15 protein-coding genes are annotated in these 17,650 nt (G+C 37.1%); 8 read left to right on the top strand and 7 right to left on the bottom strand.

Features of this window, described 5'->3' with window-relative positions:
- Position 1: 1 nt before the first annotated feature.
- Genes AC0VZ4_RS08180 through AC0VZ4_RS08170 form a run of 3 tightly spaced genes read right to left on the bottom strand, consistent with a single transcriptional unit; the run spans position 2 to position 3,922 of the window.
- Entirely contained in the window at positions 2-1,357 is a 1,356-nt protein-coding gene (locus AC0VZ4_RS08180) for an O-antigen ligase family protein (protein ID WP_008135502.1), read from the bottom strand.
- Positions 1,350-2,762 carry a lipopolysaccharide biosynthesis protein gene (locus AC0VZ4_RS08175; RefSeq protein ID WP_475441412.1) on the bottom strand — a complete coding sequence of 471 codons (1,413 nt, stop codon included), beginning with the start codon at positions 2,760-2,762 and terminating at the stop codon, positions 1,350-1,352. Before AC0VZ4_RS08175 ends, AC0VZ4_RS08180 begins: the two co-directional genes overlap by 8 nt.
- A gap of 8 nt (positions 2,763-2,770) precedes the next feature.
- On the bottom strand, positions 2,771-3,922 hold the full coding sequence (locus AC0VZ4_RS08170) for a glycosyltransferase (protein ID WP_475441411.1): 1,152 nt from the start codon (positions 3,920-3,922) through the stop codon (positions 2,771-2,773).
- A 204-nt stretch (positions 3,923-4,126) separates the two neighbouring features.
- On the opposite strand from AC0VZ4_RS08170, the gene AC0VZ4_RS08165 reads away from it, so the two are divergent.
- The gene (locus AC0VZ4_RS08165; protein ID WP_475441410.1) at positions 4,127-5,047 is read left to right on the top strand and encodes a glycosyltransferase family 2 protein; all 921 of its coding nucleotides are present in this window, start codon (positions 4,127-4,129) and stop codon (positions 5,045-5,047) included.
- An 84-nt stretch (positions 5,048-5,131) separates the two neighbouring features.
- Here AC0VZ4_RS08165 and AC0VZ4_RS08160 read toward each other — a convergent pair whose 3' ends face one another.
- The 3 genes from AC0VZ4_RS08160 to AC0VZ4_RS08150 are packed head-to-tail and all read right to left on the bottom strand — an operon-like array spanning position 5,132 to position 8,762.
- A complete protein-coding gene (locus AC0VZ4_RS08160) occupies positions 5,132-6,082 on the bottom strand; it encodes an endonuclease/exonuclease/phosphatase family protein (protein ID WP_475441409.1) in 951 nt (316 codons plus the stop codon).
- A gap of 35 nt (positions 6,083-6,117) precedes the next feature.
- Complete coding sequence (locus AC0VZ4_RS08155) at positions 6,118-6,570, bottom strand: hypothetical protein (RefSeq protein WP_475441408.1); 453 nt, start codon at positions 6,568-6,570, stop codon at positions 6,118-6,120.
- Positions 6,570-8,762: an LruC domain-containing protein gene (locus AC0VZ4_RS08150; protein ID WP_475441407.1), complete on the bottom strand. Its 2,193-nt coding sequence runs from the start codon at positions 8,760-8,762 to the stop codon at positions 6,570-6,572. Before AC0VZ4_RS08150 ends, AC0VZ4_RS08155 begins: the two co-directional genes overlap by 1 nt.
- A 429-nt stretch (positions 8,763-9,191) precedes the next feature.
- Between AC0VZ4_RS08150 and AC0VZ4_RS08145 the strand changes: the two genes are divergently transcribed.
- Both AC0VZ4_RS08145 and AC0VZ4_RS08140 read left to right on the top strand, forming a co-directional pair.
- A complete protein-coding gene (locus tag AC0VZ4_RS08145) occupies positions 9,192-10,682 on the top strand; it encodes a SulP family inorganic anion transporter (protein ID WP_033030584.1) in 1,491 nt (496 codons plus the stop codon).
- Between the two features lie 10 nt (positions 10,683-10,692).
- Positions 10,693-11,544 (top strand): universal stress protein, encoded by an 852-nt coding sequence (locus AC0VZ4_RS08140; RefSeq protein WP_008135486.1) that lies wholly within the window; start codon positions 10,693-10,695, stop codon positions 11,542-11,544.
- Positions 11,545-11,677: 133 nt separating this feature from the next.
- On the opposite strand, the gene AC0VZ4_RS08135 is transcribed toward AC0VZ4_RS08140, so the two are convergent.
- Positions 11,678-12,571 (bottom strand): LysR family transcriptional regulator, encoded by an 894-nt coding sequence (locus tag AC0VZ4_RS08135; protein ID WP_475441406.1) that lies wholly within the window; start codon positions 12,569-12,571, stop codon positions 11,678-11,680.
- A gap of 117 nt (positions 12,572-12,688) precedes the next feature.
- Between AC0VZ4_RS08135 and AC0VZ4_RS08130 the strand changes: the two genes are divergently transcribed.
- From AC0VZ4_RS08130 to AC0VZ4_RS08110, 5 genes are all read left to right on the top strand, one after another.
- Positions 12,689-13,312 carry a glutathione S-transferase gene (locus AC0VZ4_RS08130; RefSeq protein WP_475441405.1) on the top strand — a complete coding sequence of 208 codons (624 nt, stop codon included), beginning with the start codon at positions 12,689-12,691 and terminating at the stop codon, positions 13,310-13,312.
- Positions 13,313-13,877: 565 nt separating this feature from the next.
- A complete protein-coding gene (locus AC0VZ4_RS08125; protein WP_475441404.1) occupies positions 13,878-15,971 on the top strand; it encodes a DEAD/DEAH box helicase in 2,094 nt (697 codons plus the stop codon).
- A 3-nt stretch (positions 15,972-15,974) separates the two neighbouring features.
- A complete protein-coding gene (locus AC0VZ4_RS08120; RefSeq protein WP_475441403.1) occupies positions 15,975-16,649 on the top strand; it encodes a DUF2290 domain-containing protein in 675 nt (224 codons plus the stop codon).
- Positions 16,650-16,995: 346 nt separating this feature from the next.
- Positions 16,996-17,166, top strand: coding sequence for a hypothetical protein (locus tag AC0VZ4_RS08115; RefSeq protein ID WP_007375222.1), 171 nt, complete (start codon positions 16,996-16,998; stop codon positions 17,164-17,166).
- Positions 17,166-17,573 (top strand): type II toxin-antitoxin system death-on-curing family toxin, encoded by a 408-nt coding sequence (locus AC0VZ4_RS08110; RefSeq protein WP_007375223.1) that lies wholly within the window; start codon positions 17,166-17,168, stop codon positions 17,571-17,573. Before AC0VZ4_RS08115 ends, AC0VZ4_RS08110 begins: the two co-directional genes overlap by 1 nt.
- Positions 17,574-17,650 lie beyond the last annotated feature (77 nt).

The raw sequence follows: 17,650 nt of genomic DNA, 5'->3' as shown, positions 1-17,650 counted from the left end.
ACTACGATTCCTTATTGCTTTGTATTGTGAGCTTTTCTAGCGCAATTGTTAGTGCCAGAATAATATATAAAGGCCAAGTAAATGCTTGTGTTAGGAATGTACCAGCAACCATAAACCCAATAATGCCAGCCTTTAATGCATTAGCATTAACAACAACTTGGTGGTTGTAGTTAAGTTTATTAATGCAATAAACTCTCGAAAGACTTCGGTAAATACTGGCAATTAAAACCAGAAATATACATATTCCAACAAAACCTGTTTCACCTAAAACCTGAAACCAGGTGCTATGTACTGCATGATTCTTGCCATCCCAATGAGGACTGTAAAAGTAATAATTTACAAAAAAGTTATCTACACCAACGCCTGTTAAGGGGTTCGACAGCGCCATATTAATTGCCGCTTGCCACGCGTATATTCGACCCATTGCAGATTCATCAACCCCATCTTCTGCAGCTCCACCGCTTTGCCTATCGCTTATACCAGCAAAAACCATCATAGCTAACATCGCAACACCTGCACACATTGCAACAACGACAGGATTTTTTACTTTTTGATATAAAAAGAAGCTTAAGATAGCCGCAATTCCGAGTACCCCACCGCGACTTTGCGTAGCAATAACACCGGAAATAGTAAAAATTAAACCGATTCCTGCAAATATTCGACGGTATTTATTAACTTGTGAATTGAATAACTCAGCGGCTAAAAAAGAAACGGGAAACATTAACACTAAAGATAAATCGTTTGGATCACCCAGTTGTGAGCGATACTCACGAGAAATAGTCACCCGAGTACCTTCAATTAGACCAATGCCATTAATTTTGTTGTTTAAAGCAACCAATGCAACAGCAACACCAGAGATCATGATCCCCATGCGAACAAAACTAAAATGAGAGAACCGTGTTAGCCACCAGCTGATAGCAAACACCATAATAAATACCTTAACCAGTACCCCTATCCAATACTCTATTGCCAGCCCTTTGTTTGTTGCACTAAACACACACACCGTAAGCCAAGCAAACCAAATAACAAAAATCAGATGTGTTGAGCTCCAATGCGGCTTTAAGGTTTTTGAAATAAACAAATGCCATGTAATTCCTAACAGCGAGGCGAGCGCCAACATTTTAGGTATTTTGAGGGGCATTAAAAAAACAAAGGCTTCGTGTAATCTAAAATAACTAAATAGAATAAAAAAAATAATAAATACAGTACTTATCTTAACCGCTAAGTATCCTGCAAATGGCAGCAGTAATAATGCAAATGCAGCAATAGGACCAAATAAAATATACAGCACAAGCGTTAGCGCTGTAATAAGCATCCCATTTATAATTAAACAATGTTTTTTATACCAATTAATCATGCACTCTGCCCTTCAATATGTGATGAATGACATTGCTAATTATTTGATTATATTTATGACAAAGGATCATTAAAAAACAGATAAATGTGATGAGTTGGCAGATTACATATTGTGGAAAGTCAAAAGCACTCATCATATAAATGACTAAAAAACATCCCCAGCTCGGCACAAGGTTTTTTACACTCAACGATAAATATTCAAGCTTTTGACTTATAACAAAAAAAAGTATTGCTTTTAATAACTGGGCTGCCATTAAAGCAATAACAGCACCCAGTACAGCTAATTCAGACACCAAAAAGAAAAGCAGTATCAGTGCTGTTAAAGCACTAATAACATTCACTACAGTGACAAAAAAACCGTTGAATTTGATATAACAACCAATATTTAATAAATCACTGTGGTGTCTTAGTACTACAATCACAATTAAACTCGGTAACAGCCATATATTTAATTGATAGCTATCGGGTAATACTACGGCTAAAAGATGAGGCGCCACTATCGTCATAAACGCACAAAGTAATATGCCAATATCCAAACTAAGTTCGCATAAAAACACATAACGAGTACGATCTTGTGCTAACTCATTAAAACGACGAGAAAACCACCACATTCTAATCGGTTCAAAAGTAAACGACGCCATTAATGCAAACTGCACTGCAACGTAGTATTGAGCTAGTTTTTCTTTACCTACACTTGCTACAATAAACCAGTTTTCAGCACCGTTATTTGCGTATACAAACAATGAAGAGATAATAATGCTTAATAAGAACAGACTATTTTTATAGCTAATATTCCAAGGAATATATTTAAAGCCGATACTAATCTGCTGAAAAACAACCGATAATGCTATAAATAATACACAGGCACTCGATACAACACCCGACACCATCACACCGGTTACCCCATAGCCTAAATAAAGCAATACAAGCGTACACACAGTTTGAACAATGCCCTGTAGTATAGCTAAAATACAAAACTGCTTAGCCATCTCGTAGTATCTAAAGTAACAAAATAAAATTGAAAGCAGCGATGATAGTGCTAAATTAACAGCCAACAGTTTTATATCTATCAAAGTTAATGAAACAGGCAGTAACGCGCTAAACGGCTCTACAAAGTAAACACATACACACACAAAGATACTGCTTAAAAAACCACATAAAATAAATGCATCTCTAAATAATGCTCGCTTTTTTTGAGGGTTGTTTATTTGTTGCTTAAAAAGTAATTCCGGTAAGCCTAAACATAAAAGTAACGACATAACCGCTGATATTGACACTAAAAAAGTTAGCTCACCAAACTCAGTTTGACTCAAAATACGTGTAGAAATAGGTAATAAAGCAAACCCCAGCACTTTAAGTGATAAGGTAGATAAACCAAAATATGCAATTTGCTTAATTCCATTCATAGTTTCACCTACACAGTTTGAATCCAGTTAGATAGCTTTTTAGCTTGCGAATTTGCATCAAACTTTTTAGTCACTAATTTTTTAGCATTTAGTCCTTTTTCGTATCTTTCATACGGGCTAAGATCACAAAATTCAGTTAAAATTCTTTCGAGACCGCCAATACTAGAAGGCTCACATTTAAACCCAACGGAGTCATTAACAATTTCTTTTGCTCCCATCAGTTCTGTCGTTATTACAGGAATGCCACTGGCCATCGCCTCTTTTAAAACCACAGGACCGGTATCGCGATCACCATTACTAGACACACAAAAAGGAGCCACTAAGGCAGAGTAATCACTGGTGTTTTTTGCTAGCCATGTGGGGCTTTTTGCACCTAAAAACTTAACTTCAGTAACAATATTAAGTTCTTCACATAAATAAATTAGATCATTTAATAAAGGCCCTTCCCCTACAATATCTAGCGAAATAGAGTGTTTTTTATTTAACTTTTTTATTGCTGGTAATAGAAATTGCAGACCTTTTTTTTCAACTAATCGCCCTACAAATAAGAGCTTTACTGACTCATTTAGACGACTTGGTTTGGCGTTAAACATACTTAAATCGATACCACAGTGCAGTAATTGAACCTTACCCGCGCTGTAATTATTTAGCTTTATCTGCATGTCTTTACATACCGCAACTGAGAAATCACACAGTGATAATTTAAGTTTTAAATCAGAATCGTTCACGTAAACATCGTGCCCATGCCCTATTGAGGACACGCTAACACCTGCAATTTTGCTGGCAACTATTGAATATGTGAGCGGGGCATGCATGAAATGGCAATGGATATGAGAGATTTTACGAGAATGAATTATCTCAGCAATATTCAGTCCATAACCCATTAGCGATACAAGAGAGATAGCGCTAAATTGACTGGCCAAAATGCTACTTTTAAGTGCCATAACAGGGTGTTGTAATGCAAAACTTATAGCTGACTGAGTCGATTTTTTTATAACAATAATACGAACGCTATTATCTAAATTGATACACTCATTCAAGTTTTCGAACGTCAGTACACTTACTTTATGCCCTGCTTTAACTAAAGCATTGATTTCAGTAACGACAAACGTTTCTGATGGAATGTGAAAGCTGGGGACAACAATACCAATATGTTTCATTTTAAAAACTCCAGATAAACTTAATGTTACTTCGCAAGAACTATGCCCTGCAAAAAACGGCTTAAATGAGCATTAAAAAATCAATATGCGAAGATAAATCGCAATATGCAAACCATTAAACAAAAAATCGCCCCGAAGCGTATTAAAATCGTTGGCGCTTATCTTGCGTAGTCTAACTACCTGAGAAAATGAAGGTTACTTAATATGAGCATTGAAGTAAGCGTTATTATTCCTAATTACAACTGCAAACCCTATTTAGCAAAGGCAATATCAAGCATTGTTATACAAGAGAATATTAGCTACGAAATACTCGTCGTCGATGATGGTTCAACTGACGGCAGTGTCGAATGGTTAGAAAATCTTCAAAAAATACTGCCTGAAATTCGAGTCATTACACAACCAAATACAGGGGTTGTAAAAGCGAGAAACAGAGCAATATCTGAAGCTAAAGGCGATTACATTGCCTTTTTAGACGCCGATGATTACTGGACAGACGACAAGTTATCCAATCAAATTAACTATATGAAACAAAATAGTGACTGTGTTTTAAGTTTTACTAATTACATACATGTAAATGAAAAATATGAACCAATTATTGATTGTTTCTCTTATTGGCCGGAGTTCTCAAAATTTATAGATAAAAATAGCACAGGGTATCAAAACCTTAAATCACCTATGGACTTACTCCTATTTGCTAATGTGATAGGCACGTCTTCTGTGGTGGTAAAAAAATCAGCTATCAGCTTCGTTGGAAAATTTGATACTTCACTCAATAGCGCAAGTGATTGGGATTGTTGGTTAAAATTAGCTCGAATTGGTGATGTTGCATTTTCACTTCAAACATCAATGGGCTATTTAATGAGGGCAGGTTCGATCACAGCAAATAGAAAAAATAGACTTAATGCAATGAAAGTAATCATTTCTCGATGTAAAAACGATACTGGATTTGATACAAAGCTTAAAGCTAAAGCGAGAATGTTAGAGTGTTATGGTGAGTACTACAGGGAAATCGGGCTTAAATTTAAAGCCTTACGCATTACAGCGGCTGCTTTTATGTTATTTCCTCACAAACGAAATTTTCAGCACCTATTACATGATATAAAACAGACGATTAAGCCATCGTGAGCAATTTTTATATACCTAAGCCCATTAAATAGCTTACGCAAACCGATTTTTAAAGGCTCAGCATAAAATCCTGAGCCTTTAAAGTTAATCAATAATTAAATCATAACTAAGCATTCTATGATCACTGCCTTTAAAGTCACTCACTGTTAATCTTTGCAAATTAATGCCTTCACTCATTATACAATGATCTATGGCTAAGCCTGTAAAAATAGATCGCCCACGTTCAAAAGGCATAAAGCTCACATACCGCTCACTTTCTCCGTAACACGTTTTACTATCATCCCAATTAAAGTATTGAGACCAAGGGACAATATTTAAGTCACCAGCGATTACCCAAACGCCCTTTTCATTATGTGCTGCCGTGTTTAGTGCTGCTAATAACGTATTTCTATTTTGCCAATGTTGTCTTGACCGTGGGGAAGGAGGATGAGCTACAAAAACCGTGACAATGCGATCTATAAATAAAAACTTCAATTTAATGTAACCTAATTTATCAGCATCCAGTTTAACTTGATGCTTATACACCATAGGTATTCGTGATAAAACAACTATGCCATAGGGAATTCCTTCTATTTCTTCATAGCCAAACATATCAGTTGTACTTAAAAATTGGTTCAGTAAATTACGATTTTTGTCGCTGAATTCTTGTAAAATCAACACATCCCATTTTTTTTGCAACAACGTTGCTAAATGAGTTTCTATATATTTATTACTATAGTTTAAGTTTATTTGCTTAACAGATAATACCGGCCCACTGTAGGATGTTGAGCTAGATAAATTAAATAACACAGGGGTAACCCCTACAATACACACAAGTAGTAATGCGGCTCCTAATTTAAATAGTTTGAGGGTAATTAATAGCAGCGCACACACTAACGCAGCTGACAATAATTGTAAGCGCAGAGACACAAACACATCTGCATAAAAATGCTCTAAAGGATTATACGCAAGTGCAATAAATAACAATGCGGCTAACAAAAGAATAATCCGCAAAAAAAATCGTTGCGGATTATTAATACCTAAGGCTCTAAACATAAATTTTTGACCCCGTGAGTGAAAACTTTCAAAGGTTATCGCATTATAAATAACTGTTGTTTTTCGCCTGAATTATATTTCCATGAATATAAAAGTGGCTGAGTAGAGCTATCGTAAAACCAAATTTCGGCTATTAACTCAATATCTTCGCGACTCAGTGTAAGCTGTTTTTCAAGCATACTATTGACCAATGGCCCTCTATAAACGCAGTTATTATAATCTGCCCGCTGTGCTGATATTTTCTTTTGGCATACATTTAAATACGCTCTAACCTCTCCCAGTCCAAGATCAACATCAAGATTAAGTGAGTATTTAGTGGAAAGATTAAATTGTTCATCAATTTGTAAAGCTGCTATTCCTGCAGGTTCATTTGAACTTTCCAAAGGTAGAGATACCGCTGCCTCAGGAGCTTTTGATTCTTCTGAACCCGAGCCGCCACATGCAATTAAACCTAGTGATAACATTGAAATTATAATAGCGTTATTCATTATTGATCCCCTTTTACAACATTATTAATACTGTAATCATTAAACCATTTTGTTTTTTGCGCACCCGATGACTCTGCAAATTCGGCAAAGCTGCCATAGGCATCAGTTATATCAACACCCTCAAGTGGATGGAGCCATTGCATACCAACTTCCATTGCCCAAGGTAAGCCACTTTCACTAAGGAAATACAAACCTTTACTTTGATCGCTCACATCATCAGAGCCAACATAGTTATAAAATGAGGAGTCAAACGCTTCAGTCGGCGTTTGATTTTTGATATGCACTTCCCAGCTTCTGGATTCTTTTCCTACCAAAAAGTCTCCATGATAAAAACCATCTGTTGCAAAAATAAAGGGGTCAAGAAGTGTACCTGGAGAGGCTGTGATTGCTTTTGGTAATTTTAATGGAATGGTCATGCTAAATGTGACTTTAACGTTATCATCACAGTTATTTTCTGTTCTAAAGTATTCACAACCGGACTGTCTAGAAACATACTCCCACGTATCTTGCATAAAAATTAGAATAGCTTCATCGCGGTTTTCTTCTAAATAACGGCCATTTTGCAATTGCCCATCAATAACCAAAGAAATAGCACTCTCATCAACTTCATTTCTTAAAATTGAGAGTGGATTACCATTTACCGTTTCCTTTAGCCTCACAGCAAAGCCATTATGATAGGTCGCACCAATCCCTATAAGTTGACCATCTATTTTGTAGCCAACTACACTGCTCCCTTCGATTAGCTGAGTCGTTCTGTAATTTAGTACGACATCATTAAAATCGTAATCACCTGCAAACGGCCATTTATCTTCGTAAGCAAGCGTTACCCAATCACTCTCACCTGGATACACAGCACTGGCAAATGTAGTTACTTCGTAATCTTCAACTTCGCCGCCAAGTACTCCCCCTGTTGCGGTGATAAGCGAGGCTTCGGTACCATCAGTTACTCTAAATCGAGCCCATGTTTGGCCTGACTTTGTATTACTAGGAACACTGACAAGAATACTGTTATCACCCTCATTAAGCTGAAGTTTGGTGACCGTTCGTTCATCTTCACTAAATGCTCCGTTTTGATCCCAATCAAACCATGCATATAAAAAGCTAGTCGCTGATGCCCTAACTATGATTTGGCTATCTTGACCTGCAGATATAGCAGTTACAAAACTAACCCCATCATCCGATCCATCAATCGGAAAATTGACTAAATCAGCTTCTGTATTTATATTTTCGCCATCAACAGAATCTCCTAGATAAATTAACTCACTGCCAGTGCTATTAAGATCAAACAGATGCCTAGCGCCACTTTTTTCAAGACTCGTGTTATACGGTGCTGGTGCATCACCAAAATCAATTGAGCTATCGGTGACTTTAACTTCAGCTATGGCACAACGTGCCCCATCGTTTTGGCTTGATTTAGGGCCTGATGTAAATACGTTAGCAACCGGCGTATAGTCAACAACTGGGCTAATGCTTAAATCAACCTTATGAATTTTACCGCTTTTGTTATTACTGAAATAAAATTGCCCATTAATATCAAAGTATGCAGCTCCAAAAGCCCCAGTATCATCACCAATGTCTACTTGAGTAATAAATCGAGCGGTATTAGCTGCTATGTCTATTTCATGCAAGTCACCATTAGATTCTACAGCGTATAATAAATTACTCTTTGGGTGAAAAGCGAAATCAAATATACCTAGCTTCCATGTATCTGAATCAGGTAGAAGTGTGGCCGTAATAGAGGCATCTAAATCACCATCTAGGTTGATAGAATAAAGACCAAAATTTGGAGTATAAACATAATATGAAGCGCTCTGAGTTCCTTCATCTTCAATGACTTGAATATCACCAACGTAAAAATTTGTTGCAGGAAGACCAACAACATCTAAGCGTTTCATTTCAAAATCATCACCGATTTGCACAACACTACTTGGTAATTGCTTACTAAACCCGTATAAATATTGATCTTTATAATTAAAGCCTATTGCGTTAACACTTTCATTATTAGCCTCATTTGCAAATGTCAGCTCTGTCGTTAAAACGGTAGGTTTAGCAGACACTAAATCTATTCCATACAGTTGTGCTTTTGAGTTTTGCATTAAAAAAGCCTGACTTGGACATTCATCAAATGGCTGACTTAAAACAGCACACGGAACTAGTGATAAAAGTGCTGTGGATAATTGGGTTAATTTCATAATTAGTTGCCCTTATTTATTAAGTAAATAAATCAGTGCAGACTTCATTCCAAAATTTAGTACATTGAATTCTTTATAAAAAAATAAAATAGAGCGATTTCTATGCATGTTGCAACTCTATTAATTCGCATTATGCGAATTAATACCGTGTTTATAAAATAGATATGACGGAAAAAGTTCTAAGCATAAGAGGTGTTAAAATCATTAGTATCGCAAATAAACCAGCTAGCTTATGAACTCTATAAATACCAAGATCTTAACTTTTCATCTAACCATAGGTGCTTTTTAAAATTAAAATGCCCTTAGGTAATCTATCTTCCTTGTTTGTCAGCGCTTTATCTGTAAGCTTTATTAGGTGTGCGAGAATCACTGTTATTTAAATAAAATATTCCCTTATACTTTGGGAAACTAACTCATTAGGTTATTTACATGTTTGATCACGTAAAAAGAGATTGGCTCTCTAATGTTCGTGGCGATGTGCTTGCTGGTATTGTTGTGGCGCTTGCCCTAATACCTGAAGCGATTGCCTTTTCTATTATTGCCGGTGTTGATCCAAAAGTAGGTTTATACGCCTCATTTTGTATTGCGGTTATTATTGCCTTTGTAGGCGGACGTCCTGGCATGATATCGGCGGCCACCGGTGCAATGGCACTGTTAATGGTGACGCTAGTTAAAGATCATGGTTTGGAATACTTACTGGTTGCTACCTTACTTACTGGTGTACTACAAATATTTGCAGGCTTTTTAAAGCTCGGTGAATTAATGCGCTTTGTATCGCGCTCTGTTGTAACAGGGTTTGTAAACGCGCTGGCGATTTTAATATTTATGGCGCAGTTACCTGAGCTGACCAATGTTACTTGGCATGTTTATGCGATGACTGCAGCGGGCTTAGGTATTATTTACTTATTCCCATATATTCCAACTATTGGCAAAATACTTCCCTCTCCTTTAGTGTGTATTGTTGTTATTACACTGGTTTCAATATTTTTGGGTCTTGATATAAGAACCGTTGGCGACATGGGCGAACTGCCAGACACTCTACCTATATTCTTATGGCCCGATGTACCGCTAACACTCGAAACACTGCAAATTGTTTTACCGTATTCAATTGGTCTTGCTGTTGTGGGCTTACTTGAGTCAATGATGACCGCCACTATTGTTGATGACTTAACTGATACAACGAGCGATCGTAATAAAGAATGTAAAGGCCAAGGTATTGCTAATATTGGCGCAGGCTTATTTGGTGGTATGGCGGGTTGCGCTATGATTGGGCAATCAATTATTAACGTTAAATCGGGGGGGCGCGGCAGGCTTTCTACCTTTATTGCAGGCACATTTTTAATCATAATGGTGGTGTTTTTAGATGAGTGGCTGCGTTTAATTCCTATGGCAGCCCTAGTTGCCGTAATGATTATGGTATCGATTGGTACGTTTTCGTGGACATCTGTTAAGGATTTAAAAAAGAACCCGCTTTCATCAAACGTAGTGATGATTTCCACCGTTATTGTGGTTGTTGCCACGCATAACCTAGCCATTGGCGTTTTAGTTGGTGTGTTGTTAGCTACGTTGTTTTTTGCCAATAAAATTGGTCGCTTTATGGTGGTTAAAACCAAGCATGATGAAAGCAACGATAAAATAACCTATGAAGTCGTTGGCCAAGTATTTTTTGCCTCAGCTGAGCAATTTATTGCATCGTTCGATTTTAAAAATGCAGTTTCTAACGTCGTAATTGATTTAACCCATGCACATTTTTGGGATATAACTGGTGTATCGTCACTCGACAAGGTGGTCATTAAATTTAGGCGTGAAGGCGCAACGGTTAATATTATTGGTATGAATAGCGCAACCGAAACTGTAATTGATAAATTTGGTGTGCATAACAACCCTGAAGAAGTCGAAAAACTACTTGGCGGACATTAAGGAGAATGCAATGACTAAAATAATTACCTATGTAGATGGCTCAGCCATTACTAAAAATGTAACCGACGCTGCTATTTGGGCTTCAAAAAAGCTAAATAAACCAATTAGCTTTGTGCATACAATTGAAAAAACGCAGCAAACTAATATCGGCGACTATTCTGGCAGCATTGGGCTTGGTGCGCATTCGACACTTCTTGATGAAATGACCAAGCTTGACGAACAACGCTGTAAAGTAAGTTTAAAAATGGCTGACGAATTATTAAACTCAGTAAGTGAGCATGCTAAATCGGCAGGTATTACTAATTTTGAATTAATTAAGCGCCACGGTGATTTGCTCGATACCGTTATAGACTTAAAAGACGACACACGCCTTATTGTTATTGGCCAAAATGGTGCTGGACATAGTAATAGCTTTGCGGTGCTGGGCTCACATATAGAAACCTTAGTGCGTAATGCAACACAACCTATTTTGCTTATTCCAGAAACATTTAAACAACCTAAATCATTTATGATTGCGTACGACGGCCGCGAAACAGCCGACAAAGCGCTACAACAAGTGATTGATGGCGGCTTGTTACATGGTTTGCATTGCCATTTAGTGAGTATTAAAAATAACGAAAAAGACCTTGAAGAAAAATTTGTTAATGCACAGCACAAGCTTATCAGTATGGACTTTGAAGTGTCGGCAAGCTTTTTAGAGGGCAATATTTTTGACTCGTTAATGCAATATAAAGAGCAAAATAATGTAGAACTAATTGTAATGGGTGCGTTTGGGCACTCTAAATTAAGGCAGTTTTTTGTGGGCAGTAACACCATAAAAATGCTCGAAAACAGCGATGTGCCTGTGGTTATTTTAAAATAATATTTTAATATTCTATTCTAAAAAGCCTAAAATCACTTAACTGATTTTAGGCTTTTTTGTTTTTAGCTTGGGTTTTAATTTTAGTTTTAGTTTTAGTTTTAGTTTTAGTTTTAAAGTAAGGTTGAGAGCCGCTTTATTTTTTAGCTTCAAACTTTTCAAATAAAAACTGAATAAACGACGTAACCTTTTGAGCCACAAATTTTCTATGCGGATAAATAGCAAATAAGCCAAATTCAAAGGTTTTATAATCCACCATAACCTGTACAAGCTTACCCGATGCAATATCGTCTCTCACCACTATTTCAGGGATTAAGCCAATACCGCCACCCGCTACAACCACCTCTTTTACAGCTTGCGGATTATTAACCGAAACACGCGAGTTTACGCTTGCCGTTAATGCCTCACCACTAGGTGAAACTAGAGGCCAATGGCGACCTATTTTAAAGTTGCTATCAATCACTGTGGCGTGTTGTTCAAGCTCATCAACACTCGCTGGTGCGCCAAAGCGCTGAATATAATCTGCTGATGCACATAAAATTAAAGGGTAACTGGTAATTTGCCTCGCAATTAAATTAGAGTCAGACACACTGCCAATTCTTATTGCTAAATCAACCCCCTCTTCTAGCAAATCAATTGTTTTGTCTGAAAGCACTAAATCAATACTTAAATCGGGATAGCGGCTCAGTAACTCAGGCATTAACGGCGCAAGGTTTGATTCACCAAACGACACCGGCGCACTCACCCTAATCTTGCCGCTAGCAAGCGCTGTTTGACCCGATAAGTTATCGAGCATTTCGCTGTAGCTTTCAATTACAGGCACTACGCTTGTGTAATAACTTTGCCCCGCTTCGGTAATCGAAATTCTGCGCGTGGAACGGTTAAATAATCTAACCCCTAAGTCTTGCTCTACAATGCCCACGTATTTACTAACCAGCGCCTTTGAAAGCCCTAGTCTGTCGCCTGCGGCTGTAAAAGAGCCTGTTTCAACAACCGCTATGATTGTTTTAATGCCAATAATAGTATCCATGATTGTCAATATAGCATTGACATTTATTCCTTACTAGCTCGGTTTTTCAAAACTGATAATAGTGAAAGAATAGCGTTATTAAAAATCACTATTCAAAATTAAAAAACAGGACAACCCATGAGCAATCTAACGCTATACCGTTTTACTTTATCTGGTCATTCACATCGTGCAGAGTTATTTACATCGCTTTTAAAGCTTGATGTAAATATGGTTGATGTGGCACTGCAAAACGGCGCACAACAGCACGCTGACTTTCTAAAAATGAATATTTTTGGGCAAGTACCGGTACTAAAACATAACGACGACATTATTAACGATTCAAACGCTATTTTACTGTACTTGGCACAAAAGTTTGATGCTAACAGAACCTGGTACCCAGAAGATATTACTGTTCAAGCGCACATTCAGCGCTGGTTGAGCGTTGCTGCAGGGCTTGTGGCTTCAGGACCGTGTGCAGCGCGTTTAGTTTCGGTATTTGGCGCAGAGCTTGATCATCAAAACGCGATAAACATTGCCCACACATTATTTAAAACAATGGATGCATACTTACAAAATCGCGAGTACTTAGTAGGCACTCAGCCTACTATTGCCGACATTGCCAATTTTTCGTACATAGCGCACGCACCAGAGGGCGGTGTATCACTTGAGCAATACCCAAATATTTTAAGATGGCTAAACAACGTTCGTAAACTTGACGGCTTTATAGCAATGCCTGAAACAAAAGCAGGTTTACTAGCTTAGTTTTAAGTTTTTAATACTGTTTTATAAGAGGCTACGTAGCCTCTTTTTTACGATATAAACCACTTCAATTTAATTAGATAATTATAGCTTCACGAGGCAGTATTTTGATGGAAGATTGACGATATATCTGGACTTTGTTGCGCCTTTATATTTAACGCATTCATATAAAAACCTTGCAAATCTATCTGGAGATATTAAACCTATTTAGCTGGCTTTTTGTTTTCATATTTAAGTAGTGATTATCTTTTTACTGAGCGTAACAGTAATGACAAAAATATTCCAAGCCTCCTAGATACAATACTGAGCTCTGTTACTTTTTAAATATGTAGTAAGTAACATCTACCAAACAAACAGTTGAATACGTCTAAGGTAAAGACTAATGCCACATTTTGAGTTAAAAACACAAACCAAGAAGCCCCGAAACCAATTAACAACCTACATTTAGACATCCTTAAACAAGCAACCAATAACGCATTAATCATTGAATTTATTAACTAAAGAGTTCAGAATAAAAATACGAGAAAGTAAGTACTTGACCCTAGTGCTAAAAGGATAGAGTTTAACAATGATTGATTTTGTTTTTGGTAAAAAAACCAACCCTCAAGCGGTTAGTGATTTAGTAGAGTCACTGAAAAGGCTAGACCTAACCGGAAGTCTGTACATTGGCTATCCGATTTTTGACGTTGATGATAACTCCTTGTTAACCGATGCACTATTGGTCACAAAAGAGCATGGCGTTGTTGCCTTCGATTTAACCACTGCCCCTGACAGTGATATAGACTCTATCATAGAGTACCAAGATGACATTTACAGGGGGTTATTCAAAAGGTTTTTCACCGAAAAAAGACTCGTTAAACGTAGAAAACTACTTTTTGAAATTATAACGTTTTCATTCCGTCAAACAGATGAAAAGAGTGACGATGTTGAATTAACGTCTCCAGGTAATATCGCAAATGACATACATGAACTAGGAAGTATTGATGACGATGTCTTTACCCTTGTCAATGCCGCGATACAAAAAACCTCAGTATTAAAACCACAGAAAAAAAGAACCAAAGCACAGTCTGAGGGCTCTCTAGGCTACACAATCAAAGAAATTGAAAAAGAAATAGCCAATCTCGACAAATGGCAAAAGAAAGCAGCTATTGAATCACCAGAGAAACCTCAGAGAGTTAGGGGGTTAGCTGGTTGTGGTAAGACTATTATTCTAGCAATGAAGGCCGCTTACTTGCATGCATATAACGAAAACCTAACTATTGCAGTTACATTTCAGAGTCGCTCCCTGTACCAGCAATTCAATAAATTAATTGAAAAATTTTACTTTGAACACTTAAAGGACGAGCCGGATTTTGAATACCTAAAAATTCGTCATGCATGGGGAAGCAATAAGGAAGTTGGTCTCTATTCTGAGATTTGTAATTTACTTGGAATGGAGCCCTTAAGTTTTTTCGAAGCCAAGTCAAAATACGGTCAAGATCTCGCATTTGAAGGAGCATGCCAAGAGGCACTGGACTTCTCTGAATCAGTTGACATTACACCTATTTATGATTACGTACTCATCGATGAAGCTCAGGATTTTCCTGTCCCATTCTTTAAACTTGTCTATAAATTCACAAAGAACAGTAAAAAAATAGTCTGGGCGTATGACGAACTACAGAACCTAGGCAGCTTTCAAATGCTCCCTCCAGATGAGCTTTTTGGTCTTAACGATAATGGCACTCCTTTGGTCACCCTAGTAAATGAAGAAGGGATGCCCAAGCAAGATAACATGCTCCCTATTTGTTACCGAAACCCTCCATGGACCCTAACCCTAGCTTTGGCTTTAGGACTTGGAATATACAGAGAAGAAGGCCCTGTAAGGATGTTTTCAGACCCTGATTTCTGGAAAAATATAGGGTACGAGGTTGCTGGTGGAAAACTTCGTCTCGGTGAAAGAGTTAACCTACAAAGGAGTAGTGAAAGAAATCCAGAATATTTTGACCGACTACTGAATCCTGAGTCGTCGATTGTGTATGGATCATTTCAAACCACGGTCGCTCAAGCCCAATGGGTAGCCTCTGAAATAAGGAAAAACATTACAACCGACGAATTAGAACATACAGATATTTTAGTCGTGTTTCCTGATGCGTACACATTAACCAGCGAGTCGTCTCACTTAATCCATGAGCTTAGAAAGCTTAATATCGATTGTCACATAGCTGGAAAAAACACTAGTCGCGACGTTGTTTTTATGGAAAAGTCTATCGCCATCACTCACATCTACAGAGCTAAGGGAAACGAAGCCCCTATGGTTTACGCCATGAACTCAAATTACAGCTATGCGGGCTTAGAGTTAGGCAAAAAGAGGAACGCATTATTTACCGCAATAACTAGAACAAAAGCTTGGATTAGGATTGTTGGAGTAGGAGATAATATGAACAAGCTATCTCAAGAAATAAAAAAGGTGTTTGACAATGAATTTCGCTTGGACTTTAAATACCCAACCAAAATAGAGCTTGAGCAACTCGATAGCGCATACCAAGACAAGACCGATGAAGAAAAGCAAAACCTATACGAAGGATTTGGGAAGATAAAAGAAATAAAGCGCCTATTGGAAACCGGAGAGCTATCCCTAGAAGATGTCCCACCAGAACTTCATGATTTTTTTAAGTCGAGTTAGAAGATGATAATTACCCCTCAAAAACTTATTAATAATATTAATGACTTGATTTATGAGTGGCAAAAATCTGGTCTCGTTTTTGACTCAAGAAACCATCAGATATTCAGGAAATCCAACGGAGTTCTTGAAGTTACATGGGGTAACGATGGATATATATTAAAAGATCAGCCATTTTCTACAATAGCTGAATATTGCGCCCTAATTGAAAACAAGCAATATTCAATGCTACTGAATGACGGTTCTTTTTTTCAGATATCATATTCCTTTAAACGAGGCGATGTAATTAAGCATAGGCTATGCTGGTATCCTGCCCCTATCAAAGTATCCGCTGACGAACTTGAACACGAAGACATAAGTGATATGGTACTATCAAAAATGTCTGCATTTAATATAGAGAGTTTTAAGAGCAGAAGCCCCTTGAGATTTGATTTTGCTCCTGATCAAAAGACAGAGGAGCACCCCGAAGTCCACCTACACATAAGCGAAGAAAACTGCAGAATCCCTGTTCGAGCGCCACTTTGCCTAAGAAAATTTATATTCTTCATTGTTGATAATTTTTATAATGACATTAAAGGCAAAGAGTCACTCTATACTACGGCCAGCTCTTGGGTAGGAAATGACACGCTTACAAAGGGACAAAAGACAAATCATCACCTAAATATTTTTGAAGCAATATAACCTCCACCCACTTCATAGCAAAAAAGCCTTCATTCTTTTTTGTTATTTAAATATAAAGCTCAATAAAGTGTTTATCCGGAGCCAAAATAAACGTGACATCCTTATCTAAATTTTCCTTGTATAGAATATTTGGATAAGGATCAGCACTCAAACATCACGTTTACCTTGGTAACTATTCAACTCCATAGCGATACCTAATTTTTATAAAGCACTTAAAGATTATTTCATAAGCTCATTTTTAAATTAATTTTCGCTGTTAGAGTTATTTTATTCTACAACCTTGCCATGTTTTCTTTCATAATATAGATGTATACTCAACTTAATACGTTATCAAAAGGTGATTGTGATGAATAAAAAAGTAGAAGCTTATGGCGTTTCAGCAGTTGCTAGACCTAAGATTAAAGCAACTAAAATTTTAGATTTATCTGGGGAATCAGGTAAGCAAATTGTAAAATCTGAAGCTAAACTAGCTATAAGAACGCACAGAAAAACATTTACTAAATTGGCTCATATGTAATGGAAATAATTTGCTTTCCATTTGAAAGGGTTATTGAAATTAATGCTTTTATTTTAGAAAGTGAACCCGGTATGAAAGGTGCTGTTGACATTCCTAAATTACAGGGTGCTTTAGGGCGAATAGATAATGCAATTATCTACGATGGATTGGATGATGTATTTGAAATAGCAGCTAAATATACAGCAAGTATAGCTATAGCTCATGCATTACCTGACGCAAATAAACGAACAGGGCTAGTTGTTGGTCTAGAGTATCTGTCATTAAATGAATACGAATTAATTAGCGATAACGATTTAATAGCTGATGCTGTAAAAGATTTAGTTATCGGTGAAATTAGTGAAAATGATTTTGCTGATGTATTGTATGCACAGTATTTCCAAGAAAACCCTACCAATAAAAATACATAATCGGATAGCTAAATAGTCATTACCTAAAACAGTATTAATTCCATTTTGGGCTTCGCAAATTTTTACACCTCAAGTGC

This window comes from Pseudoalteromonas sp. QJM3NY_22, from assembly GCF_056173065.1.
The sequence above is the reverse complement of the archived record's forward strand: the minus strand, read 5'-3'. Positions and strand labels throughout refer to the sequence as shown.